At 52.4% G+C, this 24,028-nt stretch carries 21 protein-coding genes; 14 read left to right on the top strand and 7 right to left on the bottom strand.

The window, feature by feature from the left end; all coding sequences use genetic code 11:
• Positions 1–19: 19 nt before the first annotated feature.
• Entirely contained in the window at positions 20–910 is an 891-nt protein-coding gene (locus OGY18_RS08095; protein ID WP_003020016.1) for a LysR family transcriptional regulator, read from the bottom strand.
• A gap of 142 nt (positions 911–1,052) precedes the next feature.
• On the opposite strand from OGY18_RS08095, the gene OGY18_RS08100 reads away from it, so the two are divergent.
• From OGY18_RS08100 to OGY18_RS08125, 6 genes are read left to right on the top strand one after another with little or no spacing between them, the layout of a single operon-like run.
• On the top strand, positions 1,053–1,760 hold the full coding sequence (locus OGY18_RS08100) for a CoA transferase subunit A (RefSeq protein ID WP_032939731.1): 708 nt from the start codon (positions 1,053–1,055) through the stop codon (positions 1,758–1,760).
• Between the two features lie 2 nt (positions 1,761–1,762).
• Positions 1,763–2,419: a CoA transferase subunit B gene (locus OGY18_RS08105; RefSeq protein ID WP_003020022.1), complete on the top strand. Its 657-nt coding sequence runs from the start codon at positions 1,763–1,765 to the stop codon at positions 2,417–2,419.
• A 10-nt stretch (positions 2,420–2,429) separates the two neighbouring features.
• Positions 2,430–3,632: an acetyl-CoA C-acetyltransferase gene (locus tag OGY18_RS08110; RefSeq protein WP_286552536.1), complete on the top strand. Its 1,203-nt coding sequence runs from the start codon at positions 2,430–2,432 to the stop codon at positions 3,630–3,632.
• On the top strand, positions 3,625–4,548 hold the full coding sequence (locus OGY18_RS08115) for a 3-hydroxyacyl-CoA dehydrogenase family protein (RefSeq protein WP_286552538.1): 924 nt from the start codon (positions 3,625–3,627) through the stop codon (positions 4,546–4,548). Before OGY18_RS08110 ends, OGY18_RS08115 begins: the two co-directional genes overlap by 8 nt.
• A 37-nt stretch (positions 4,549–4,585) precedes the next feature.
• Positions 4,586–5,980 carry a GntP family permease gene (locus OGY18_RS08120; RefSeq protein ID WP_196776256.1) on the top strand — a complete coding sequence of 465 codons (1,395 nt, stop codon included), beginning with the start codon at positions 4,586–4,588 and terminating at the stop codon, positions 5,978–5,980.
• An 11-nt stretch (positions 5,981–5,991) separates the two neighbouring features.
• Entirely contained in the window at positions 5,992–6,762 is a 771-nt protein-coding gene (locus OGY18_RS08125; protein ID WP_286552540.1) for a 3-hydroxybutyrate dehydrogenase, read from the top strand.
• A gap of 96 nt (positions 6,763–6,858) precedes the next feature.
• Here the strand turns inward: OGY18_RS08125 and osmC are convergent, their stop codons facing one another.
• Positions 6,859–7,290: a peroxiredoxin OsmC gene (gene osmC / locus OGY18_RS08130; RefSeq protein ID WP_149384250.1), complete on the bottom strand. Its 432-nt coding sequence runs from the start codon at positions 7,288–7,290 to the stop codon at positions 6,859–6,861.
• A gap of 227 nt (positions 7,291–7,517) precedes the next feature.
• On the opposite strand from osmC, the gene sra reads away from it, so the two are divergent.
• The 3 genes from sra to OGY18_RS08145 all read left to right on the top strand — a co-directional run bounded on the left by sra (position 7,518) and on the right by OGY18_RS08145 (position 11,557).
• Positions 7,518–7,658 (top strand): stationary-phase-induced ribosome-associated protein, encoded by a 141-nt coding sequence (gene sra, locus OGY18_RS08135; protein WP_003833009.1) that lies wholly within the window; start codon positions 7,518–7,520, stop codon positions 7,656–7,658.
• A gap of 179 nt (positions 7,659–7,837) precedes the next feature.
• Entirely contained in the window at positions 7,838–9,535 is a 1,698-nt protein-coding gene (gene maeA, locus OGY18_RS08140) for a malate dehydrogenase (protein WP_003833011.1), read from the top strand.
• A 309-nt stretch (positions 9,536–9,844) separates the two neighbouring features.
• Positions 9,845–11,557, top strand: a complete 1,713-nt coding sequence (locus OGY18_RS08145; RefSeq protein ID WP_286552542.1) for an ABC-F family ATP-binding cassette domain-containing protein — start codon at positions 9,845–9,847, stop codon at positions 11,555–11,557.
• Between the two features lie 80 nt (positions 11,558–11,637).
• Here OGY18_RS08145 and OGY18_RS08150 read toward each other — a convergent pair whose 3' ends face one another.
• From OGY18_RS08150 to fdnG, 4 genes are all read right to left on the bottom strand, one after another.
• Entirely contained in the window at positions 11,638–12,240 is a 603-nt protein-coding gene (locus OGY18_RS08150; RefSeq protein ID WP_286552543.1) for an inorganic diphosphatase, read from the bottom strand.
• Positions 12,241–12,369: 129 nt separating this feature from the next.
• The gene (gene fdnI, locus OGY18_RS08155; RefSeq protein ID WP_003020054.1) at positions 12,370–13,026 is read right to left on the bottom strand and encodes a formate dehydrogenase-N subunit gamma; all 657 of its coding nucleotides are present in this window, start codon (positions 13,024–13,026) and stop codon (positions 12,370–12,372) included.
• A complete protein-coding gene (gene fdnH, locus OGY18_RS08160; RefSeq protein WP_003833024.1) occupies positions 13,019–13,903 on the bottom strand; it encodes a formate dehydrogenase N subunit beta in 885 nt (294 codons plus the stop codon). The genes fdnI and fdnH overlap by 8 nt, the downstream gene beginning before the upstream one ends.
• Before the next feature lie 13 nt (positions 13,904–13,916).
• The gene (fdnG, locus tag OGY18_RS08165; RefSeq protein ID WP_166465412.1) at positions 13,917–16,964 is read right to left on the bottom strand and encodes a formate dehydrogenase-N subunit alpha; all 3,048 of its coding nucleotides are present in this window, start codon (positions 16,962–16,964) and stop codon (positions 13,917–13,919) included.
• 288 nt (positions 16,965–17,252) lie between these two features.
• Between fdnG and yddG the strand changes: the two genes are divergently transcribed.
• The 3 genes from yddG (at position 17,253) to OGY18_RS08180 (ending at position 20,200) form a co-directional block, all read left to right on the top strand.
• Positions 17,253–18,134, top strand: coding sequence for an aromatic amino acid efflux DMT transporter YddG (gene yddG / locus OGY18_RS08170; protein WP_063941986.1), 882 nt, complete (start codon positions 17,253–17,255; stop codon positions 18,132–18,134).
• A gap of 459 nt (positions 18,135–18,593) precedes the next feature.
• A complete protein-coding gene (gene ompD / locus OGY18_RS08175; RefSeq protein WP_008784801.1) occupies positions 18,594–19,676 on the top strand; it encodes a porin OmpD in 1,083 nt (360 codons plus the stop codon).
• 83 nt (positions 19,677–19,759) lie between these two features.
• On the top strand, positions 19,760–20,200 hold the full coding sequence (locus OGY18_RS08180) for a GFA family protein (RefSeq protein WP_003833032.1): 441 nt from the start codon (positions 19,760–19,762) through the stop codon (positions 20,198–20,200).
• A 3-nt stretch (positions 20,201–20,203) separates the two neighbouring features.
• Here the strand turns inward: OGY18_RS08180 and OGY18_RS08185 are convergent, their stop codons facing one another.
• Positions 20,204–21,688, bottom strand: a complete 1,485-nt coding sequence (locus OGY18_RS08185) for an MFS transporter (RefSeq protein ID WP_286552546.1) — start codon at positions 21,686–21,688, stop codon at positions 20,204–20,206.
• A 117-nt stretch (positions 21,689–21,805) separates the two neighbouring features.
• On the opposite strand from OGY18_RS08185, the gene OGY18_RS08190 reads away from it, so the two are divergent.
• Both OGY18_RS08190 and OGY18_RS08195 read left to right on the top strand, forming a co-directional pair.
• Positions 21,806–22,384, top strand: coding sequence for a TetR family transcriptional regulator (locus OGY18_RS08190; protein WP_003833036.1), 579 nt, complete (start codon positions 21,806–21,808; stop codon positions 22,382–22,384).
• Positions 22,385–22,596: 212 nt separating this feature from the next.
• Positions 22,597–23,982, top strand: a complete 1,386-nt coding sequence (locus OGY18_RS08195) for a NarK family nitrate/nitrite MFS transporter (RefSeq protein WP_198579193.1) — start codon at positions 22,597–22,599, stop codon at positions 23,980–23,982.
• Positions 23,983–24,028: the final 46 nt, after the last annotated feature.

Raw genomic sequence — 24,028 nt, forward strand, 5'->3', positions numbered from 1 at the left:
CCAGAGCCGTTGAGAAAAGTCAGGTGCGATACGCCTTTTTCAGTGAATCCACCAGCACCTCGGAAGCGGTAGATAATTTATGATGCGCCGAACGCAAAACCCCGATCCGACGCTGGATCACCGGCGTATCCAGATCGATACAGGTTGCGCCTAACTCTGTCATTTGCGTGCGGCATAGTGCAGGTACGGCGCTACCGCCCAGGCCGTTAGCCACCAGGCGGCCAACGGTTACCAACTGGTGGCTCTCCAGCGCCACTTCCAGCGTATGTCCGCTTTGCACCAGTTGTTCTTCCAGCATCAGCCGCACGGCGGACGGGCGTTGCAGGGTGATAAAATCCAGCGTCAGCAGTTCGCGCCACGCAATACGATCCCTGTCTGCCAGTCGACAGGTTGGCGGCACAATGGCGATAAAACGATCCACACCGAGCGGCGTGAAATGCAGATGTCCCGAATAGTCCGGCTCGAAGGCTATGCCCATCTCGACCCGCCCTTCACTGACCATTTCAATCACGTGTTCATTGATCACATCATGAACCGTTACGTTGATACCGGAATAAGAATCACGAAATGTTTTCAGTACCGATGGCAGGACGTTAGCGGCAAATGAGGGCATGGCGGCGATCGATATTTTACCGCGCTGCAGCGTAAAGCGCTGGCGCATGGCTTCTTCCGTATTCTCCCAGTCCGCCAGCAGCTGTCGCCCCATATTCAGCAGCGTTTCTCCCTCCTGCGTCAGGGTCACTTTGCGGGTCGTTCTTAACAGTAACGCCCCACCCAGCGAATCCTCCAGTCCTTTAATCGCCAGGCTTAACGCGGGTTGCGACATATTCAGTCTTTCGCTGGCATGAGCAAAATTCAGAGTGTGAGCTACCGCTAAAAACGCGCGTAACTGTTTGATGCTCATTCCCATTTCGCATTCCCTTAACTTGTTGAATACCTTTAATTAACATTAAATTGATAAAAAAACCCAATGAGTGAGTCACAAATTTAAAATTAACAAATCATTTTTCACCCCCAATGATGTCGGCAAGGACAACTTGGGAGGCAAGTGTATGGCTGGACTGGATAAACGTGTTGCCACTTATCAAGAGGCGCTGGAAGGACTGACCGACAACATGACGCTGCTGGCGGGCGGTTTTGGCTTATGTGGGATCCCTGAGAACCTGATTGCTGAAGTTCGCCGCCGGGAGGTTCAGGGACTTACCGTTGTGTCTAACAACTGTGGTGTGGATGGCTTTGGTCTTGGCGTGCTGCTGGAAACGCGTCAGGTGCGCAAAGTGGTCGCGTCCTATGTAGGGGAAAACGCCCTGTTTGAGAAACAGGTGCTTAGCGGCGAACTGGAAGCCATCCTAACGCCACAGGGTACGCTGGCAGAGCAGTTGCGCGCGGGCGGCGCGGGGATCCCGGCATTCTTTACCGCGACCGGATATGGAACCCCCGTGGCGGAAGGGAAAGAGGTTCGCGAGTTTGCCGGACGCCCTTACATCCTGGAGCAGGCGATAACCGGCGATTTTGCATTAGTTAAAGGCTGGAAAGCCGACTGGTACGGCAACGTCATCTATCGCCACACCGCACAGAACTTTAATCCGCTGATGGCCGCCGCCGGGCGCATTACCGTCGTGGAAGTCGAAGAGATTGTCCCTCCCGGAGAACTGGATCCTGCTGCGATTCACACTCCTGGAATTTTCGTTAACCGCATTATTCAGGGGCAGTTTGAAAAACGTATTGAACAACGCACCCTGCGCCAGAAAGGAGCCTGACCATGTTAACGCGTGAACAAATGGCGATGCGCGTCGCCCGCGAGCTGCGCGACGGGTATTACGTCAACCTTGGGATCGGCATTCCCACGCTGGTGGCGAACTACATCCCTGATGGCATGGACGTGATGCTGCAATCAGAGAACGGTTTGCTGGGGATGGGCCCGTTTCCCACAGAAGACGAAATTGATGCCGACATGATCAACGCCGGGAAACAGACCGTGACAGCGCGCAAAGGCGCGGCGATTTTCGACTCTGCGCAATCCTTCGCCATGATCCGCGGCGGCCACGTTGATCTGACGGTGCTCGGTGCGTTTGAAGTCGATGTTAACGGCAATATCGCCTCATGGATGATCCCCGGAAAAATGGTGAAAGGCATGGGCGGCGCGATGGATCTGGTTGCCGGAGCCGACAACATCATCGTGGTAATGACCCATGCTTCCAAAAGCGGTGAGTCCAAATTGCTTCCCGCCTGCACCCTGCCGCTGACCGGCGTGGCCTGCATCAAACGCGTGCTTACCGACCTGGCTCTGCTGGAAATTGCCGACGGTGCGTTCATTCTGCGTGAACGCGCACCGGGCATTAGCGTGGATGAGATTGTCGCCAGAACCGCAGGCAAGCTGATCGTTCCCGAAACTGTCCCCGAAATGCAATTTAACTGAGGAGCTGACCATGCAGGATGTTGTCATTGTCGCGGCAACGCGCACCCCGATTGGCAGTTTTCATGGTGCGCTGGCACCACTTTCCGCTGTGGAGTTAGGTACAGCGGTAGTCCGTTCGCTGCTGGAAAAAACGGCTGTGGCGCCTGAGCAAATTGATGAAGTGATTTTAGGTCAGGTTCTGACTGCGGGCTGCGGTCAGAATCCGGCCAGACAAACGGCGTTACGGGCAGGACTGCCGGTCACCACGCCCGCGTTAACCATCAACTTGGTGTGTGGTTCGGGTCTGAAGGCGGTGCATCAGGCGGTACAGGCGATTCGCTGTGGCGATGCGCAAATCGTGATTGCCGGAGGCCAGGAGAGCATGAGTAATGCGCCCTATTTTCTCGACGGGGCGCGGGCCGGTCTGCGGTTGGGTCATGCCAGCATGAAAGACAGCGTGGTGCATGACGGTCTGTGGGATGCGTTCAACGACTATCACATGGGAATTACCGCCGAAAATCTGGCGGATAAGTTTGTTATCAGCCGTGAGCAGCAGGATGCTTTTGCCCTGCGCTCCCAGCAAAAAGCCGCCGCCGCCATTGAAGCGGGTCGTTTTAGCGCGGAAATCACGCCGGTTAGCGTCCCACAGGGCAAAAAGCCGCCACGTGTGGTGGACCGTGACGAACAGCCTCGCCCGGATACTCAGGCCGACAAACTGGCGCAGCTTAAACCGGCATTTCGTCCGGGTAACGGCACGGTGACCGCCGGGAATGCATCATCCATCAATGATGGTGCCGCCGCGGTGATGTTGATGAGCGCAGCCAAAGCCGCAGAACTCAATTTGCCGGTGCTTGCCCGGGTGGCAGGCTACGCGGTTTCTGGCGTCGATCCCGCCATTATGGGCATTGGGCCGGTAGAAGCATCACTCCAGTGCCTGAAGCGTGCTGGCTGGACGCTGAATGACGTGGATCTTATCGAAGCCAACGAAGCATTTGCCGCACAAGCGCTGGCGGTTGGCGAATCCCTGAACTGGGACAGCAACCGGGTGAACGTGAACGGAGGCGCAATTGCGCTAGGGCACCCGATTGGCGCCTCAGGTTGCCGGATTCTGGTAACACTGCTGCACGAAATGGCTCGCAGCAACGCCGCAAAAGGGCTGGCTACGTTGTGCGTGGGCGGCGGTCAAGGTGTGGCGCTGGCAGTAGAGCGTTCACAGGAGGTATCTCATGCATAGTAAACCTATCTGCGTCCTGGGGGCGGGTTTAATGGGCGTCGGCATTGCTACCCACTTCGCCCGTTATGGTCACGATGTCTGGTTATACGATACCGATAGCAGCCGAATTGCAGAAATAAGCGGAGTTGCCGGCGGTATCCTGGATGAGCTGATAGCCACCGACCAATTTGCCATTGGTGAAAAAACGACGGTCGTGTCTCGCCTGCACGGCACGACCTCGCTACAGGATATTGCCGCATGCCGGTTACTGATTGAAGCGATCCCGGAGCGGCTCGAACTCAAGCACGCACTGTATGCGCAACTGGAAGATCTGATCGCGCCTGAAGCCGTTATTGCCAGTAATACCAGCGGCCTACCGCCGGATGCGCTGGCAGAAAAGCTCGCCCATCCTGAACGGTTGCTGATAGCCCATTTCTGGCACCCGCCTCATTTTATTCCGCTGGTCGAAATTGTGCCTGGCACCGCAACAAAGCCGGAATATCTCCATGAATTACAACAAATGCTGATCGCGATGCAACTTGAGGCGGTGGTGCTCGACCGCGCTGCCCCAGGGTTTGTCGGCAACCGACTACAGTTTGCCCTGCTACGCGAAGCGCTACATATCGTTAAAAGCGGCATCGCCAGCGCAGAAGTGGTTGATCAGGTGATGCGCGCCTCGCTCGGACGTCGCTATGCAATGGTCGGTCCGCTGGAGGCTGCTGATATGACCGGACTTTCTACGGTGCAGGACATTTGTCGGCATCTGCTTCCGGAACTGGCAACCGGCAGCGACATGATGTCGCTGGTCGCTGACAAGGTTGCCAACGGTGATACCGGTTTACGCAGCGGTCAGGGATTTTATCGCTGGGATGATTCGCGCAAGGAGTACATCCAGCAACGCAGAGAGCATCAGCTGCGTTTTGCCCTGAAACCATAACGTCTCTTTCTGTACCCCAATATAATAATAAGGAGTCATGATGAGTGTATTAATCGCCCTGGCAGCGCTGGGCCTGCTGATGCTGGCAGCCTATCGCGGATACAGCGTCATTCTGTTTGCCCCCATCGCGGCATTAGGTGCTGTATTGCTTACCGAACCCAGCGCCGTCGGCCCTGCCTTCACCGGCCTGTTTATGGAAAAAATGGTCGGTTTTGTGAAGCTGTACTTCCCGGTGTTCCTGCTGGGGGCAGTGTTTGGCAAGTTAATCGAGTTATCTGGATTTTCACGTTCCATTGTTGCCGCCGCTATCAACATCCTCGGTCGTCGTCATGCCATCCCGGTGATTGTGCTGGTATGCGCGCTGTTGACCTACGGCGGCGTATCGCTGTTCGTAGTGGCGTTTGCAGTGTATCCGTTCGCGGCCGAACTGTTCCGTCAGAGCAATATTCCTAAACGCCTGATCCCGGCAACCGTTGCGCTGGGTGCCTTCTCCTTCACCATGGATGCCCTGCCAGGCACACCGCAGATCCAGAACATTATTCCGACCAGTTTCTTCGGTACCAACGCCTGGGCCGCGCCGTGGCTGGGTTTGATAGGTTCCGTATTTATCATCGTTGTTGGGCTGGTTTATCTCGAACGTCAGCGTCGTAAAGCACAGGCTAAGAATGAGGGTTATGGCACTGAACTGTTAAACGAGCCGGAAACTCCGGATAACATTAATCTGCCGAACCCGATCATCGCGATCTCTCCGCTGATCCTGGTTGGGGTATTTAACCTGCTGTTTACCCGCTGGATCCCACAATGGTATGGCGCCACGCATCAGCTTGAACTTCCGGGCCTTGCCAAGCCGATTACCACCGAAGTCGGTAAAATCACCGCTATCTGGGCAGTGGAAGCGGCGCTGATTTCTGGGATCCTGCTGGTGGTGCTCTTCGGCTACCGCAACATAAAAGGTCGCCTGGCGGAAGGCAGCAGAACGGCGGTTGGCGGCGCGATCCTCGCGGCGATGAACACCGCGTCAGAGTACGGTTTTGGCGCAGTGATCGCCGCCCTGCCAGGTTTCCTTGTACTGTCAAAAGCACTGGCGGCTATTCCTGACCCGCTGCTCAATGAAGCTATCAGTATCACTACGCTCGCCGGGATCACCGGTTCGGCGTCTGGCGGGATGAGTATTGCCCTTGCCGCCATGTCTGACACCTTTATCGCGGCCGCTCACGCTGCCAATATCCCACTTGAAGTCTTCCACCGCGTGGCGTCTATGGCAAGCGGCGGTATGGACACCCTGCCGCATAACGGCGCGGTCATTACCTTATTGGCTATCACCGGTCTCAGCCATCGTCAGGCGTATGGGGGAATTTTCGCTATTACCGTCATTAAAAGTCTGGCCGTACTGTTTGTCATCGGCGTCTTCTACACCACCGGAATTGTTTAAGGAGAATCATCATGAACTTAACGGGAAAAACCGCTCTGGTTACCGGCTCGACCAGCGGTATCGGATTAGGTATCGCACAGGTGCTGGCGCAAGCTGGCGCCACCCTGATCCTTAACGGGTTTGGCGATGTTGAAGCAGCCAAAGACGCCGTGGCGCAGTATGGCAAAACACCAGGCTATCATGGCGCGGATCTGAGCGATGAAGCGCAAATTGCCGACATGATGCGCTATGCCGAGAGCGAATTTGGCGGTGTGGATATTCTTATCAACAATGCAGGGATCCAGCATGTATCCCCGGTGGAAACCTTCCCGGTTGATAAATGGAACGCGATTATCGCTATTAACCTCTCTTCCGTTTTTCACACCACGCGTCTGGCGCTTCCTGGTATGCGCGAGCGTAACTGGGGTCGCATCATTAATATCGCTTCTGTTCACGGCATGGTGGCTTCAAAAGAGAAATCTGCCTACGTAGCGGCGAAGCATGGTGTGGTGGGATTCACCAAGACCATCGCGCTGGAAACCGCGCAGACGGGTGTCACCTGCAATGCGCTGTGTCCCGGCTGGGTGCTCACGCCGCTGGTTCAGCAACAGATCGATAAGCGTATTGCCGAAGGCGCAGAGCCTGAGGCCGCGCGTGATGCCCTGCTGGCGGAAAAGCAGCCGTCGCGTGAATTCGTTACCCCAGAGCAGTTAGGGAATCTTGCGTTATTCTTATGTTCAGACGGTGCGGCGCAGGTGCGCGGCGTGGCGTGGAATATGGATGGCGGTTGGGTAGCGCAATAACATCATCAGGTGCCGGATAAGACCGACTTACATCCGGCACCATATCCTTATACGTTGTAGGCCGGATAAGACACAGTCGCATCCGGCACGCCACGATTAAGACTTCAGCTGATAATCCAGCGTTATTTCCGCTTTCAGAACCTGAGATACCGGGCATCCGGCTTTTGCTTTCTGGATGATGCCGTCAAACGTGGCGGCGTCTATCCCCGGCACGCTCACCTGGCTATGCAACGCGACTTTAGTGATCGCAAACCCGGCATCTACTTTATCCAGAGAAACATCGGCAGTGGTATCAATGGCATCTGGGGTAAACCCCGCTTCGCCCAGCATCAGCGAAAGCGCCATCGAGAAACAGGCTGCATGGGCCGCGCCAATCAATTCTTCAGGATTGGTGCCTTTCTCACCTTCAAACCGTGTATTAAACCCATACGGTTGCTGATTCAACACGCCACTTTCGGTCGACACAGTGCCTTTGCCGCGCTTAATGTCGCCTTCCCAGTGTGCCTGACCTTTCTTATGGATAGTCATTACCGCTCTCCTGTGTTGTCGTCGGAGTTACTAGTATAGGACGCCCGGGAAAAAGCATGTTACATACGGGATAGTTCTCATTTGCCGCTTAAGCATTGACCTTTCAGATAAAATGACCGACCATCCAGAAAGCCGTTATGTTGAACATCGGCTTTAAATCAGGTTGTATTTCGTCCGTTCTCATACGGGCTCGCCCTTGAAACCAGTAACAGGATTAAGGAGTTAGAATGAAATCGAACCGTCAGGCCCGTCATATTCTCGGACTGGACCACAAAATCTCAAATCAACGTAAAATCGTGACCGAAGGTGACAAAACCAATGTGGTCAATAATCCTACTGGAAGAAAGCGCCGCACTGACGGCAAGTAGCCTTTCGCACGTCTGACTGAGTAACGAGATAAACACCATTGCAACCGCAGTGGTGTTTTTGCTTATAAAACCCCTTAACCCATTCACAATGCTTTATACTTCGCCCGTTTCCCTGGCGGACAGGCTACATACGATCATAAAGAGCGCCAGGGACGGTTATTCAAAAAAGAGTGAGTGACATGGAAAACGAAACCAAAAAACTGCGTTCCCTTTACATCCCCTACGCTGGTCCGGTACTGCTGGAATTCCCTTTACTGAATAAAGGGAGCGCCTTCAGTGTGGAAGAACGCCGTAACTTCAACCTGCTGGGGTTACTGCCGGAAGTGGTCGAGACGATTGAGGAACAGGCTGAACGCGCCTGGATCCAATATCAGGGATTCAAAACCGAAATCGACAAACATATTTACCTGCGCAACATCCAGGACACCAACGAAACCCTGTTTTACCGACTGGTGCATAATCACCTGGATGAGATGATGCCAGTTATCTATACCCCAACGGTCGGCGCGGCCTGTGAGCGTTTCTCTGAGATTTATCGTCGTGCGCGCGGCGTGTTTATCTCTTATCAGAACCGCCACAATATGGACGATATCCTGCAAAACGTCCCTAACCACAATATCAAGGTCATCGTTGTCACCGATGGCGAACGTATTTTAGGTCTTGGCGATCAGGGGATCGGCGGGATGGGCATTCCAATCGGTAAACTGTCGCTGTATACCGCATGTGGCGGAATTAGCCCGGCCTATACTCTTCCGGTGGTACTGGACGTGGGGACCAACAACCAGCAACTGCTGAACGATCCGCTGTATATGGGCTGGCGCAATCCGCGTATCACTGATGATGAATACTACGAATTCGTTGATGAATTCATCCAGGCCGTGAAGCATCGCTGGCCGGACGTGCTGTTGCAGTTTGAAGATTTCGCCCAGAAAAACGCCATGCCGCTGCTGACCCGTTATCGTGATGAAATTTGCTCGTTTAACGACGATATTCAGGGCACCGCGGCGGTTACCGTCGGTACGCTGATTGCGGCTAGCCGCGCGGCCGGTAGCCAGTTGAGCGAACAGAACATCGTCTTCCTCGGTGCGGGTTCCGCCGGTTGCGGGATTGCCGAGCAGATCATTGCGCAGATCCAGCGTGAAGGTTTAAGCGAAGAAGCGGCGCGTCAACGCGTATTCATGGTCGATCGCTTCGGCCTGTTAACAGACAAAATGCCGAACCTGCTCTCCTTCCAGACCAAACTGGTGCAAAAACGCGAAAATCTCCAGCACTGGGATACACAAGAAGATGTGCTGTCGTTGCTCGACGTGGTCCGCAACGTTAAACCTGACATCCTGATCGGCGTTTCCGGACAAACCGGCCTGTTTACCGAAGAGATCATCCGCGAAATGCACAAGCATTGTCCGCGTCCGATCGTCATGCCGTTGTCTAACCCCACTTCCCGTGTTGAAGCTACGCCACAGGATATTATCGCCTGGACCGAAGGTAACGCGCTGGTTGCGACCGGTAGTCCGTTCGCACCAGTACTGTGGAAAGATAAAATTTACCCAATCGCCCAGTGTAACAACGCCTATATCTTCCCGGGTATTGGTCTGGGTGTGATTGCGTCTGGCGCGTCGCGCATCACTGATGAAATGCTGATGTCGGCGAGTGAAACGCTGGCACAGTATTCACCGTTGGTGCTCAACGGCGAAGGCCTGGTGCTACCGGAACTGAAAGATATTCAGACCGTTTCTCGCGCCATTGCCTTTGCCGTCGGTAAAATGGCGCAGCAGCAAGGTGTGGCGGTGAAAACCTCCGCCGAAGCGCTGCAACAGGCGATTGACGATAATTTCTGGCAAGCAGAATATCGCGACTACCGTCGTACCTCTATCTGACGCTTTGCCCGGCGGCAAACTGCTGCCGGGCGTTCAACACTTGCGCTTTTGCGCAACTTACGATTACACTTTCACCACCGATTAACATTCTGAAAAACAAAAGGAGGATACTTATGCTGTACTGTGAACGTTTTATCGTTTCACATGCTTTTGGCGATCGCCAGTGCTCAAGCGTTATCGGTATCGTGCTGCGATAACTTCTGCTTGAGCGAAGCTAACTTCTAAATCCCCTTCTCTCGGGCTTACCGGGTTATCGTCAGCGATGTTTGACGAGGCGTTTTTGCGCCTGTAACTCTTGAGTAAGCAACAATGAGCACATTACTAACCGCACAATCCTTACACGTTGATACGGCATTCGGCACGCTATTCGACGATCTTTCCTTTACCCTGAAAAAAGGCGACCGCATCGGGCTTATCGGTTACAACGGCTGCGGCAAAAGCACGCTGTTAAAACTGCTCGATGGCACGATCTCGCCCACCAGTGGGGCAATCGCGCAGGCGAATCACTGCCATCTCGCGCGTGTAGAACAACATCTACCTGACGATATACTGCCTCTTACGCTGCAGGAAGCCGTTCTCGCTCAATTTCCCGAGCATGAACGCGCAGCTCAGCAGTGGCGAGTTGAAGCACTGCTTGCCGAAATGGGTTTTACGCCAGAGAATTTATCTCTTACAGCGCAAACGTTGAGCGGTGGCCAGCACACGCGCTTGCTATTAGCGCGGGCACTGATGCGTAATCCTGACCTGCTGCTGCTGGATGAGCCGGGTAACCACCTGGATTTGCCTACATTACTGTGGCTTGAGCAGTTCTTACAGAACTGGTCTGGCAGTTTTGTGGTGGTCTCCCACGACCCGCAACTGCTGGATGCGGTGACTCACGGAACCTGGATCTTGCGCGATCGCACCCTCCATGCGTTTGATCTACCCTGTAGTGCAGCGCGTAAGGCTCTGGCAGAAAGAGATGTCAGCGATGCTCTGCGCCACAAGGCTGAGCAAAAAGAAATAGACCGGGTGACTGCCAGCGCCAAACGGCTGGCAACCTGGGGGCGGGTCTACGACAACGAAGATCTCTCCCGCAAGGCCAAGCAGATGGAAAAACAGGCACAGCGCCTGAAAGAGGTACAAACAGAAGTGACGTCAGGAAGTCAGTGGACACTAACATTGCAGGGTGATGCCCTGCGTGCAGATCGTTTGCTGGAGATGACCAATCTGTCTGTAGCCCCTGCTCCTGGTGCAGATACACTGTTTTCCATTGCCGGTATCCGGTTAAAAAGCGGCGATCGCGTGGCGATTGTCGGGCGTAACGGTTGCGGGAAATCATCGCTGTTAAGGCTTATCTGGCAACAGTTCCAGGCACAGATAGCATCAACTTCACTGGTGTTACACCCGCGCGTTACGCTGGGTTATTACGACCAGACGCTGCATCAGCTTGCCGATAACGATTCATTGTTTGACGCGCTGGAAGCGTTTGCCCCGGAGCCAGAGATTCGCAAGATGGCGCTGATTAGCGCGGGATTTCCGTGGGTTCGTCATGCGCAGCGGGTCAGTACATTAAGCGGCGGTGAGCGCTCCCGGCTACTGTTTGTGGGGCTGACGCTTGCACGCTACAGTCTGCTGATGCTCGATGAACCGACCAACCATCTGGATATGGAAGGCAAAGAGGCGCTGGCAGAAACGCTACAAAGCTATAACGGCGGCGTGTTGCTGGTCAGTCACGACCGGCAGCTTATCAGCCAAAGCTGTAATCGGTTCTGGTTAATCGACAATGGCGAACTCAGTGAATGGCACGATCTGGAGGCGGTCAATGCGCGTATTCGGGAAACGTCTGCGGAGATAACCGTTCCCAAAACGGCGGTCGTAGAGAAAACTGAAATAAGCGGTGACAGCGATAGATTACTGGAACAACTTCTCGATCTTGAGCAGCGTCTGGCCGACGATCTCGCCCGCAAGCCGAAACATCAAAAACCGTTGTTACAGGCGCAATGGCGCAAGGAGATAGAGGAGATAACGGCGAAACTCTGATAGCAACGCCCGGTGGCGTGACGCTTACCGGGCCTACAAAAACGTAGGCCGGATAAGCGCAAGCGCCATCCGGCAATGCGTTATTGCTGCGGTTTTTTCTCTTTCCAGGCATCCCAGGCCTGTTTGATCTCTTGCTTTGCCGTAGCGGCATCATTGAAACCGTTTAATTCGACCTTCTTGCGCCCTCCCGGCAGATCTTTGTATACGCGGAAGAAAGATTCCAGACGTTGAACTTCAATCTTGGGCAGATCGCTTAACTCTTTGATGTCGTCATAAGTGGGGTCAATTTTACTGGCCGGAACAGCGACAATTTTGTCGTCCTTTTCACCGCCGTCGATCATCTTCAGTACGCCAATAGCGCGCAGCTTAATCAACGTTCCCGGAGCAAGCGGCGCACGGGTATAAAAAATGACATCCAGCGGGTCGCCGTCACCGGCTAAAGACTGGGTGAGTGAACCGTAGTTGGCGGGATAGGCAACCGGCATTGACTGGAAGCGATCGGCAACGATAAAACCGGTTTTGGCGTCGGTTTCATATTTAATCATTCCGCCTGCCGGGATTTCGGTTACGGCATAAAACTCTTCCGGGTTGTTCTCCGTCTGAGGAAATTCGAGGATGTTCTGCGCCTGAGCTGAAGCACAAAGAAACACGCTGACTGCGAGTAATTTTTTCACCAGATGCATTGTCTTGTAACTCTTCTATTATCGGAAAGACAACACCTTACGTTCAGCAGATGACAGAAACATGACGTTTTTTTGGCAAAAAAATGGCGCTACCAATGTAGCGCCATTGCGTAGAGGGAACATCAGGGATTAGTTAACCCCCTCCTCGCTCTCTTTTTTCGCTTCTTGTCTTTCAACTTCGCGATACCAACGCGGGTGATGTTTCTTCGCCCAGCGACGGCTCACTTTCCCTTCAACCATGCCTTTAATCGATCCTTTCACCCAGAATGCCATATACATATGGATGAGGATGGCGTGCATCAGGATAATCCCCGCAGCCGCATGGATCAGCAGGCTATAGCGCACGACCTGCATCGGGAAGAACTGCGCAAAGTACGGACGCCAGATAATGATACCGGTAATCAGCAGCACGAAAATCATGCTCATAATCGACCAGAACATCATTTTCTGCCCGGCGTTGTATTTGCCCACATCCGCCACTTTGTGTTCATTGCCTTTCAGTACTTCCACAATGTTTTTCAGCCACGGAATATCTTTCTTATCCGGGATGTTGTGGTGCACAAAGCGTACAAACATGAACATCAGCGCCACGAAGATCAGTATGCCGAAGAACGGATGCAAAATGCGTCCCATCTGCGGCGTACCGAAGGTTTGCGTCAGCCATTGCAGAGTCGGGAAGAAAAATGAAATCCCCGACAGCGCTACCAGGAAGAAGCAGATCACCACCGTCCAGTGACAGGCGCGGTCGATAAATTTCGTGCGCACAATCATTTTCGACTTACTCATGATGATCCTCCTCGTCGTCGTCCACTTCCTTATTCGGACCAATACCAATGTAGTGGTAAATCAGTCCGGCGAAGGTGGCGATAAATCCGGCAGCGGCCAGCGGCTTCAGCGCCCCTTTCCACAGATTGATAGAGGTATCTATCTGCGGGTCTTTTGGCAGACCGTGATACAGTTCAGGCTGGTTGGCATGATGCAGAACGTACATGACGTGCGTGCCGCCCACACCTTCCGGGTTGTAAAGACCGGCATGTTCAAAACCGCGTGCTTTCAGTTTTGCCACACGCTGTTCGCCCATTTCCAGCATTTCCTGCTTGGTGCCGAAATGTATTGCCCCGGTCGGACACGTTTTCACGCAGGCAGGTTCCTGCCCGACGCTGACTCGGTCCACACACAGCGTACATTTATACACGCGGTTATCCTCTTTATTGAGGCGCGGAATATTAAATGGACACCCGGCAATACAGTAGCCGCAGCCGATGCAGTGCTCTGACTGGAAATCGACAATCCCGTTGGCGTACTGGATGATGGCCCCGGCAGACGGGCACGCCTTCAGGCAGCCCGGATCTTCACAGTGCATACAGCCGTCTTTACGAATCAACCACTCCAGCTTGCCGTTCTGTTCGGTTTCGGTAAACCGCATCACCGTCCAGGACTTGGCGCTGAGATCGGCGGGGTTGTCATACACCCCGACGCAGTGGCCAACTTCATCGCGGATATCGTTCCACTCTGAGCATGCCACCTGACAGGCCTTACAACCTATACAGGTGGAAACGTCGATCAGCTTCGCGACTTCTGCTTTGTAATCACGGGCCTGAGGCGGCGGCGTGATGGAGTTTGTTGCGGACCGTTTGATGATGTCCTGCGTTTCCATAGACATATGTTCGCCTCCCTTACGCCTTCTCGATGTTAACTAAAAACGCTTTGTATTCCGGCGTTTGCGAGTTTGCATCACCGACATTCGGCGTCAGGGTGTTGGCGATAAAGCCTTTACGCGCGACTCCTTCAAAGCCCCAGTGGATTGGGATCCCAACCGTTTCAACCTGCTGACCGTTGACGTTCAGGGTACGCAGACGACGAGTGACCACGGCAACTGCGCGAATAAATCCACGTTTGCTGCTGACTTTCACGTGATCGCCGTTGTTGATCCCTTTCGCTGCCGCTAGCGTTTCGCTGATTTCCACAAACTGCTCTGGCTGGGCAATCGCATTCAGTAATGCGTGCTTGGTCCAGGTATGGAAATGTTCGGTCAGACGATAGGTCGTCCCGACGTACGGGAAGTCCTGTTTCGTGCCCATACGGAGTTTATCCGCTTCGTACAGACGTGCTGCCGGGTTGGAGATCACATTCGGGTGCAGCGGGTTAGTACCCAGCGGCGTTTCCATCGGCTCGTAGTGTTCCGGGAACGGACCTTCCGCCATCTTATCGATAGCAAACAGACGCCCCAGCCCTTCCGGCTGCATGATAAACGGATTGGTGCCACTGCCCGGTGCCGCGGTGTTGAAGTCCGGGATATCGTTCCCCGTCCACTTCGTACCGTTCCACTGGATAAGCATGCGTTTTGGATCCCACGGTTTACCCTGCGGATCCGCCGAAGCGCGGTTATACAGTACGCGACGGTTCAGCGGCCATGCCCAGGCCCAGCCCAGCGTATTACCGAGACCTGACGGGTCGGCGTTATCGCGATTGGCCATCTGGTTGCCCTGTTCGGTCCAGCTACCGGTATAAATCCAGCAGGACGATGAGGTAGAACCATCATCACGCAGCAACGCAAAGCTGTTGAGCAACTGACCTTTTTTCGCAACCAGCACGCCGTTGGCATCATAGAGATCTTCCAGCGCATAGCCGTTGTTCTCTTTTGCCACTTCCTCGGAATGCGGTTCGTCCGGCTGCTTATAGTTCCAGCTCATTTTCAGAACGGGCTCTACAGCTTTACCGCCTTCAGTGCGATACATATCGCGCAGACGATGGTAAATACCGGCCAGAATTTCGCCGTCGTTGCGGGCTTCACCCGGTGCGTCCTGACCTTTCCAGTGCCACTGTAGCCAGCGGCCGGAGTTGGCAATGGAGCCGTCCTCTTCCGCAAAGCAGGTCGATGGCAAACGGAAGACTTCAGTCTGAATCGATGCCGGATCAACGTCGTTTGACTCGCCGTGGTTTTGCCAGAAAGTTGAGGTTTCGGTCACCAGCGGATCGATAATCACCAGATACTTCAGTTTGCTGAGACTCTGCACCACTTTGTTTTTGTCCGGGAAGGACGCAACCGGGTTAAAGCCCTGACAGATGTAGCCGGTGACTTTCCCGCTATCCATCATGTTGAAGTATTTGATGACGTCGTAGGACTGATCCCACTTCGGCAGCCACTCAAAGCCCCAGTCGTTCTCTTTCTGCGCCGCATTGCCGTAGAAAGATTTCATTAGACTGACGAAGAACTTCGGATAGTTACCCCAGTAGTTAACCTGGTCGGCCAACGTCGCTTTAGGCGTATTAGCAGCCAGATAGGTTTGCAGATCCGCCTGTTTCTCTGACGGCAGCGTCAGGTAACCTGGCAGACTGGTAGAGAGCAGACCTAAGTCGGTTAATCCCTGAATGTTGGAGTGACCACGTAAGGCGTTAACCCCGCCACCTGCCATCCCCATGTTGCCGAGCAGCAACTGGATCATCGCCATGGTACGGATGTTCTGCGCCCCTACGGTATGCTGTGTCCAGCCCAGCGCATACAGGAACGTAGTGGTGCGATCGGCTGCGCTGGTGGAAGCCAGCACTTCGCAGACTTTCAGGAAGTCTTCTTTCGGCGTACCACAAATGTTTTCCACCACATCCGGCGTGTAGCGGGAAACGTGCTGTTTTAACAGGTTCCAGACACAGCGAGGATGGCTTAACGTTTCATCGCGTTTCGCGTAGCCGTTTTCATCGAACTGGTAGTTCCAGGACGATTTATCGTATTGGCGTTTTTCCGCGTCATAGCCGCTGAACAGACCGTCTTCAAAAGCAAAGTCATCCCGCACCAGCAGGCTGGCGTTGGTGTAATGCTTCACGTATTCAGCGTTAATTTTGTTGTTTTCAATCAGGTACAGCAAGACGCCAGACAGGAACGTAATGTCCGTGCCGGAACGAATTGGCGCATAGATATCCGCCACCGAGGCTGTACGAGTAAAACGAGGGTCAACAACAATCAGCGTGGCATCATTGTTGTTTTTGGCTTCCATCGCCCAGCGGAATCCCACTGGATGTGCTTCAGCGGCGTTACCGCCCATCACCATCACGACGTTAGCATTTTTGATATCAACCCAGTGGTTGGTCATCGCACCGCGACCAAATGTTGGAGCAAGACTTGCTACCGTTGGTCCGTGTCAGACGCGCGCCTGGTTGTCTACTGCCAGCATGCCGAGTGAGCGCACAAATTTTTGCGTCAGCATGCCGGTTTCATTACTTGCCGCAGATGCACACAACATCCCGGTTGAAAGCCAGCGGTTTACCGTTACGCCCTGCTCATTCTTCTCAATAAAGTTGGCGTCACGGTCAGTTTTCATCAGCTTCGCGATACGGGTGAATGCTTCATCCCAGCTGATACGCTGCCATTTGTCGGAACCAGGAGCGCGATATTCCGGGTAACGCAGACGGTTTTCACTGTGCACGTAATCCAGTAATCCTGCGCCCTTAGGACATAATGCCCCGCGGCTCACCGGATGATCCGGATCCCCTTCAATATGGTAAATCGACTCTTTGGCGTTTTTTGCTCCATCTCCCAGGCTATACATTAATAGCCCGCAACCTACGGAACAGTATGTGCAGGTGTTTCGGATCTCTTTGGCGCGTAACAGCTTATAGTTTCGCGCCTGAGCCAGTGCCATTTTGGGTGCAAAACCCAAAGCGGCTACTGTTGTTCCCGCCATACCGCCCGCGCAGATTTTAAAAAATTGTCTGCGGCTGACGTCCATTGCTTTCCTCTTTTTTGCAGGGATTCGTACAGGACATCTCTCAAATCGCGCCAGCGCGGCATAATTGAAAGATGACATGTACAACTTCGCGACGAAACTATCAGCTATATCCATATTTTTTTTGCGTCAAATCAATAACGAAACGGTTCCGCTACTAAATAGTGCACTTTGTTTAACCTTTGTACCCATAAAGGAGTATGTGAAAAGCAATTAATTAGCGCGCTACGGTGTAAAGGTGCTATAAATTTCAGCTTAAATTTTTGCCAGTACCATGGACAGACAATCAGAATGACAAAACAAAAAGCAACGTTAATTGGGCTCATTGCCATTGTGCTCTGGAGTACGATGGTCGGACTCATGCGTGGGGTAAGTGAAGGACTGGGTCCTGCGGGCGGCGCAGCAATGATTTTTTCGTTAAGTGGCCTGTTGCTGATTTTTACCGTCGGCTTTCCGAATATAAGAAAGATTCCTGTGCGTTATTTAATCGCGGGTAGCGTGCTTTTTGTTACCTATGAAATATGTTTAGCGCTGGCTCTCGGTTATGCGGCTACTCGTCACCAGGCTATTGAAGTCGGTATGGTCAATTATCTCTGGCCGAGTTTAACGATATTGTTTGCTATTTTATTTAATGGTCAAAAAACAACCTGGCTGGTGATCCCTGGATTAATTATCGCATTGACCGGGGTTTGTTGGGTATTGGGTGGTGAAAACGGTCTTAATCCTGGTGAAATTATAAACAACGTTGCCAGCAGTCCGCTGAGCTATTTCCTCGCCTTTTTGGGCGCATTTATCTGGGCAACGTATTGCACGGTGACCAATAAATATGCAAAAGGCTTTAACGGCATTACGGTATTCGTTTTACTGACGGCCGCAAGTTTGTGGGTTTACTATTTTATGACTCCGCAACCAGAAATGATTTTCAGCACTTCGGTGACTATTAAAATGTTCTCAGCGGCATTAACGTTAGGATTTGCCTATGCGGCGTGGAATATTGGCATTTTGCATGGCAACGTGACCATCATGGCCGTAGGTTCCTATTTTACCCCAGTGCTCTCCTCCGCCCTGGCTGCTGTGTTACTCAGCGCCCCGTTGTCGCTATCTTTCTGGCAGGGGGCATTGATGGTTTGTGCGGGTTCGCTACTTTGCTGGTTGGCAACACGCCGCGCCTGAAAAAAATCCGGGTTTTATCGCGCAAATCTAAAACCCGGCTACACTGTAATCAAATTAATGAATAATAAATGTTCATTCCATTTGTGGCTTATGTTTATTTTTGTTTAATCAAATGTTAATAATTGGTAATTAATTAACTCAAGAAAATATTTCATGCTTATCTATAATCCTCGACATGTATATATTACACCTGCGTGACTAACGTCATTTAAACCATAGGCGGCACAATAGTCCCCTACGTAAATATACCCATTCAGATTTGTCACATATAAAGATTAATACAATCAGCTATATTATGTAGATCTGGATCACACAAACTCAAATATTTCGCAATATTATGAAACTTATTATTGAACTTATACCACTGCGTCATTTAAAAATAGTTTGCCATTGACGAACCCCTTCGTTTAGCAATGGTTTAGGAAACACACCAAGAAAAAATTATAAGGATTATTTAGAATGAAACTTAAATTAGTTGCAGTGGCAGTGACTAGCCTGTTGGCGGCAGGTGCGGTAAACGCAGCTGAGGTATATAACAAAGACGCAAACAAACTGGATATCTACGGTAAAGTTCACGCTCAGCATTACTTCTCTGACGACACCAGCAGCGATGGCGACAAAACCTACGCACGTCTGGGCTTCAAAGGCGAAACTCAGATCAACGACCAACTGGTTGGTTTTGGTCAGTGGGAATATGAATTCAAAGGCAACCGTTCCGAAAGCCAGGGTTCCGAAGCAGACAAAACCCGTCTGGCATTCGCTGGCCTGAAATTCGCTGAATACGGTTCTTTCGACTACGGTCGTAACTACGGCGTAGCTTACGACATCGGCGCATGGACCGACGTCCTGCCTGAGTTCGGTGGTGATACCTGGACCCAGACCGACGTATTCATGACCCAGCGTGCTACCGGCGTTGCAACCTATCGTAACACCGACTTCTTCGGTCTGGTTGAAGGTCTGAACTTTGCCGCTCAGTACCAGGGCAAAAACGATCGTACCGATGAAGTTGAAGCGAACGGTGATGGCTTCGGTCTGTCTACTACCTATGAATACGAAGGTTTCGGCGTCGGTGCTACCTATGCGAAATCTGACCGTACCGATCGTCAGGTGCGCAACGGCACCAACGGTCTTTACGCTTCAGGTCAGAATGCGGAAGTGTGGGCTGCTGGTCTGAAGTATGATGCGAACAACATCTACCTGGCGACCACCTACTCCGAAACCCGCAATATGACCACATTCGGTAAAATCGACGGTATTGCTAACAAAACTCAGAACTTTGAAGCTGTTGCACAGTACCAGTTCGACTTCGGCCTGCGTCCGTCCATCGCTTACCTGAAATCCAAAGGTAAAGATCTGGGTGCATACGGCGACCAGGATCTGGTTGAATACGTAGACTTGGGTGCTACCTACTACTTCAACAAAAACATGTCTACCTTCGTTGATTACAAAATCAACCTGCTGGATGACACTAACTTCACTAAAAATGTTGCGCAGATCAGCACTGACAACATCGTAGCTGTTGGTCTGAACTACCAGTTCTAATTTTGTTGTAGTCTGAATACAAAGCCAGTCCTTCCAGGGCTGGCTTTTTCTCTTAATGTAGACTCGGTCATAAGGAGTATGCCGTGCAGACATTCACTGGTCGTTGTCTTTGCGGACAGAGTCATTTTACCGTTGACGTCGAAATGCTGGATGTCTATGCCTGCCACTGTACGCTGTGTCAGAAATGGTCAGGCGGCATCGCCATGTATCTGGAAGCCAGCGCTCACCCGCTGATGTCGCCAGAATCGGCAGAACCTTCGCACTTCCCTTCTTCAAATCGTGGTGAACGGTTCTTCTGTTCCGGCTGCGGATGCCCACTGTGGTTTACGTTGACGGACAGCGATCGCTACTTTATTCCGTGGACACTTCTGGAACTTAATGAGGTAGATCGCCGCCGCCTGATATTAGCGGCAGAAATCTATACGGAAACACAGCCTGCGTTCTGGAGACTGACGGGGCAATACGCTCGACTGAGTGGGAAAGAAGTCGAAGAGATGGATTACCCCTGTCATTTAGCTCACTAGTTATTAACGTTGTACCTTTGCCAGACTGAACCACATTCCTATCGCTAATACGATAAGCATGCTGCCGGCGCTGCTTAATGCCACGCTATGTGACCAGGTGAACGCTTCTCTGGCAGCCGTCAGCAATGCTTCACTCAGTGACGGCGGGAGCGAGTGCGCCAGTTGTACCGCCTCCCCCATTGACGATGAGGCACGTTCCATTTCCTGCGCATTAAGTCCGGCTGGCGGCAGAATCGATGCAGAAAAGCTACGGCTCAACAGCAAACCAAAGATAGCGATCCCAAGTCCTGCCCCCAGTTCATAAGCCATTGTCTCAATGGCGCCCGCGGCCGCGGCTTTTTCCGCCGGCGCTGCTGCCATGATAGCCGCTGTTGAAGCCAGGAGCGCACTGGCGGCGCTGAAACCGAGCAAAGCCATCAAAATCCAGGCTTGTACCTGTTGGCTACTGAAATCCGTCATCGCCAGGCCGTAAAAACTAACGGCGCTCAGCGCCATGCCCGCCGTTGCCACACAACGTAATCCCAGGCGTGAAACCAGCATACCGGCAATCGGTCCGCTGAAACCACTGGCCAGCATCACCGGCAGCATGAACAACCCTGCCTGATACGGTGTTAAACCTTGAACAAACTGTAGTTCCTGTGCCATCAGCAACTCGAAACCCACCAGCGTTATCATCGCGGTCATCGCCATCACTACGCCACTTAAGATAATGCGATGCGTGAACAGACGCATATCAATCATCGGGCGGGCTGCCGCAAGCTGGATACGGACAAACTGCCACAACAGTAAAGCGCCGGTTAACAGCGTCAGGGCGATGGCAACGGTCGCCGTATGCCCTTTTAGCGCGGTTTTGGCGCTGTAAACCAACAGCAGAATGGCAACAATCAGCATGATCGCATGACCAAAATTTAACGATTGATCGCGACGTCCGGCCTGGCGTGGCACTAAGCGTGCGGTTAAGGCCATTACCACCAGGACAATTGGCACATTAATTAAGAATACGGACCCCCAGTAGAAGTGCTCCAGCAGCATCCCGCCAACCAGTGGGCCAAACGCCGCACCGCCGGAACCGACCGCTGCCCAGACGCCGAGCGCCATATTTCGATGCCGTTGCTCAGAGAACGTGGCGCGAATACCCGCCAGCGTTGCCGGAACAATCATCGCCGCGCCAATCGCCAATACCGCCCGGGTGGCAATCAGCCAGCTTGCGCTATGAGCAAAAGCGGCCGCCAGCGATGCGAGACCAAATAATCCACCGCCTAACAGCAGCAGACGTTTAAAGCCGATGCGATCCCCCAGCGCGCCCATTGGCAATACCATACCGGCCATTACCAGGGAATAAATATCAATGATCCACAGCAGCTCGTTACCACTGGCACCCAGCGTCATACTCAGCGTGGGCGCGGCAACGTGCAGCACCGTTGCATCAATCGCAACAGGGATGTAGACCAGCACAATAATGACTAACGTTAACCACTGACGAAACATAAAACTCCCTAACGAAACCAAAACTGGACACATGTCCAGCTTTAGCGATCCTACGGAAAATTGAACATATGTCCAACTTTTTGTTAGACTGCGATCTATACGGATACAGGAGGAATGATGAGCTATCTAAATCGGGATGAACGTCGGGAAGTGATTCTGCAAGCGGCAATGCGTGTCGCACTTGAAGAAGGATTTTCCGCCATGACGGTTCGACGCATTGCTGCCGAAGCTCACGTCGCGACGGGCCAGCTACATCACCATTTCGCCTCTGCCGGTGAGCTCAAATCCCAGGCATTTGTGCGCCTTATCCGCACCCTACTTGATGCCGAACTGGTCAGCGAAGACGCCAGTTTCCGTGAGCGACTGCATGCGATGCTAGGCAGTGAAGATGGTGGTCTGGAACCCTATATTAAGCTATGGCGTGAAGCACAGGTTGTTGCGGGTAAAGATCCGGAAATTAAAAGCGCCTACCTGTTGACCATGCGAATGTGGCACGAAGAAACCGCCAACATTATTACTCAAGGGCAGAAAGCCGGTGAGTTCTCATCCACGCCTGATGCCGCCGACGTCGCATGGCGTTTAATCGCATTAGTCTGCGGCCTGGATGGTATGTACATATTAGGTATTGAAGAAATGGCCGATCCTGCATTCGATCGTCATCTTGATCGTATGATTACGCAGGAGTTATTTATTTGATGTAATAGATGAATTAACAATACATCTTTTATGTTTACAATTAGTAACACTTAAGCAACGTGTAATTCTCCTATCACGCCGCGTTATTGCACTTTTTTATCTATTCTTTCAGTCAATATTCCTAAAACTTTTCAATAGTTTCTAAAAAGAAGCCGCGCGGCGCTGCATGCGTTTATTTCTTTTTCATGAACGGCATGTGCATGGAGAATAATATGTCATCATCAAATGAGAAAAATAATCGTTATCTTTTAACGGACTGGAAACCAGAGAACCCCGGCTTTTGGGAAAATAAAGGCAAGCACATTGCGCGCAGAAATCTCTGGATATCAGTAAGTTGCCTGCTGCTTGCGTTCTGCGTCTGGATGTTGTTCAGCGCCGTTGCCGTAAATCTGAATAAAATTGGCTTTAATTTCACCACTGACCAACTGTTTTTATTAACGGCACTGCCTTCTCTTTCTGGTGCAATATTGCGCGTTCCCTACTCCTTTATGGTACCTATATTTGGTGGGCGTCGTTGGACCATTTTTAGTACGATTATTCTGGTTATTCCCTGCGTCTGGCTCGGATTTGCCGTGCAAAATACCACTACTCCGTTCGGTGTATTTATTATCATTGCGCTGATGTGTGGTTTTGCTGGCGCTAACTTTGCCTCCAGCATGGGCAATATCAGCTTTTTCTTCCCCAAAGCGAAACAAGGTAGCGCATTAGGCGTTAACGGTGGTCTCGGCAACCTCGGCGTCAGCGTGATGCAGTTGATCGCGCCACTGGTGATCTTTCTGCCCATATTTACCTTTTTGGGCGTACAGGGCGTACCACAAGCTGATGGCTCGTTATTGTCGCTGGCCAATGCCGCATGGATTTGGGTGCCGTTACTGCTGATAGCCACCGTGGCAGCGGGCATGGGAATGAACGACATTGCCAGCTCGAAGGCCTCAATTGCCTCCCAGTTACCGGTCCTCAAGCGTTTTCATCTGTGGTTATTAAGTCTGCTGTATCTCGCCACCTTCGGTTCATTTATCGGTTTTTCAGCAGGCTTTGCCATGCTGGCGAAAACCCAGTTCCCCGACGTGAATATCCTGCAACTGGCGTTCTTCGGTCCCTTCATCGGTGCGCTTGCGCGATCGGCGGGCGGTGTTATCTCTGACAAGTTTGGTGGTGTGCGTGTCACCTTAATTAACTTCATCTTTATGGCACTGTTCAGCGCCCTGCTGTTTCTCACTTTGCCCGGCTCGGGCGAAGGAAGCTTTATCGCGTTTTATCTGGTGTTTATGGGCTTGTTCCTGACCGCGGGTCTGGGCAGCGGTTCAACCTTCCAGATGATTGCGGTGATCTTTCGCAAAATCACAATTTATCGGGTGAAGCTGCGCGGTGGTACCGAAGAGCAAGCTCAGCGGGAAGCGGTAACCGATACCGCAGCCGCCCTGGGATTTATCTCCGCCATTGGCGCTGTGGGGGGCTTCTTCATTCCTAAAGCGTTTGGCTCATCGCTGGCATTGACCGGCTCTCCTGTGGGTGCCATGAAAATATTCCTCGTGTTTTACATCGTCTGCGTGCTGGTGACCTGGTTGGTCTATGGCCGTAAATCACAAAAAAAATAACAAAATGGATACCGCAGGATCGGACATTTAGGTAGGCCGGATCAGG

The sequence above is a fragment of the Citrobacter sp. Cpo142 genome (assembly GCF_030332425.1).
GTDB classification, from domain to species: domain Bacteria; phylum Pseudomonadota; class Gammaproteobacteria; order Enterobacterales; family Enterobacteriaceae; genus Citrobacter; species Citrobacter portucalensis.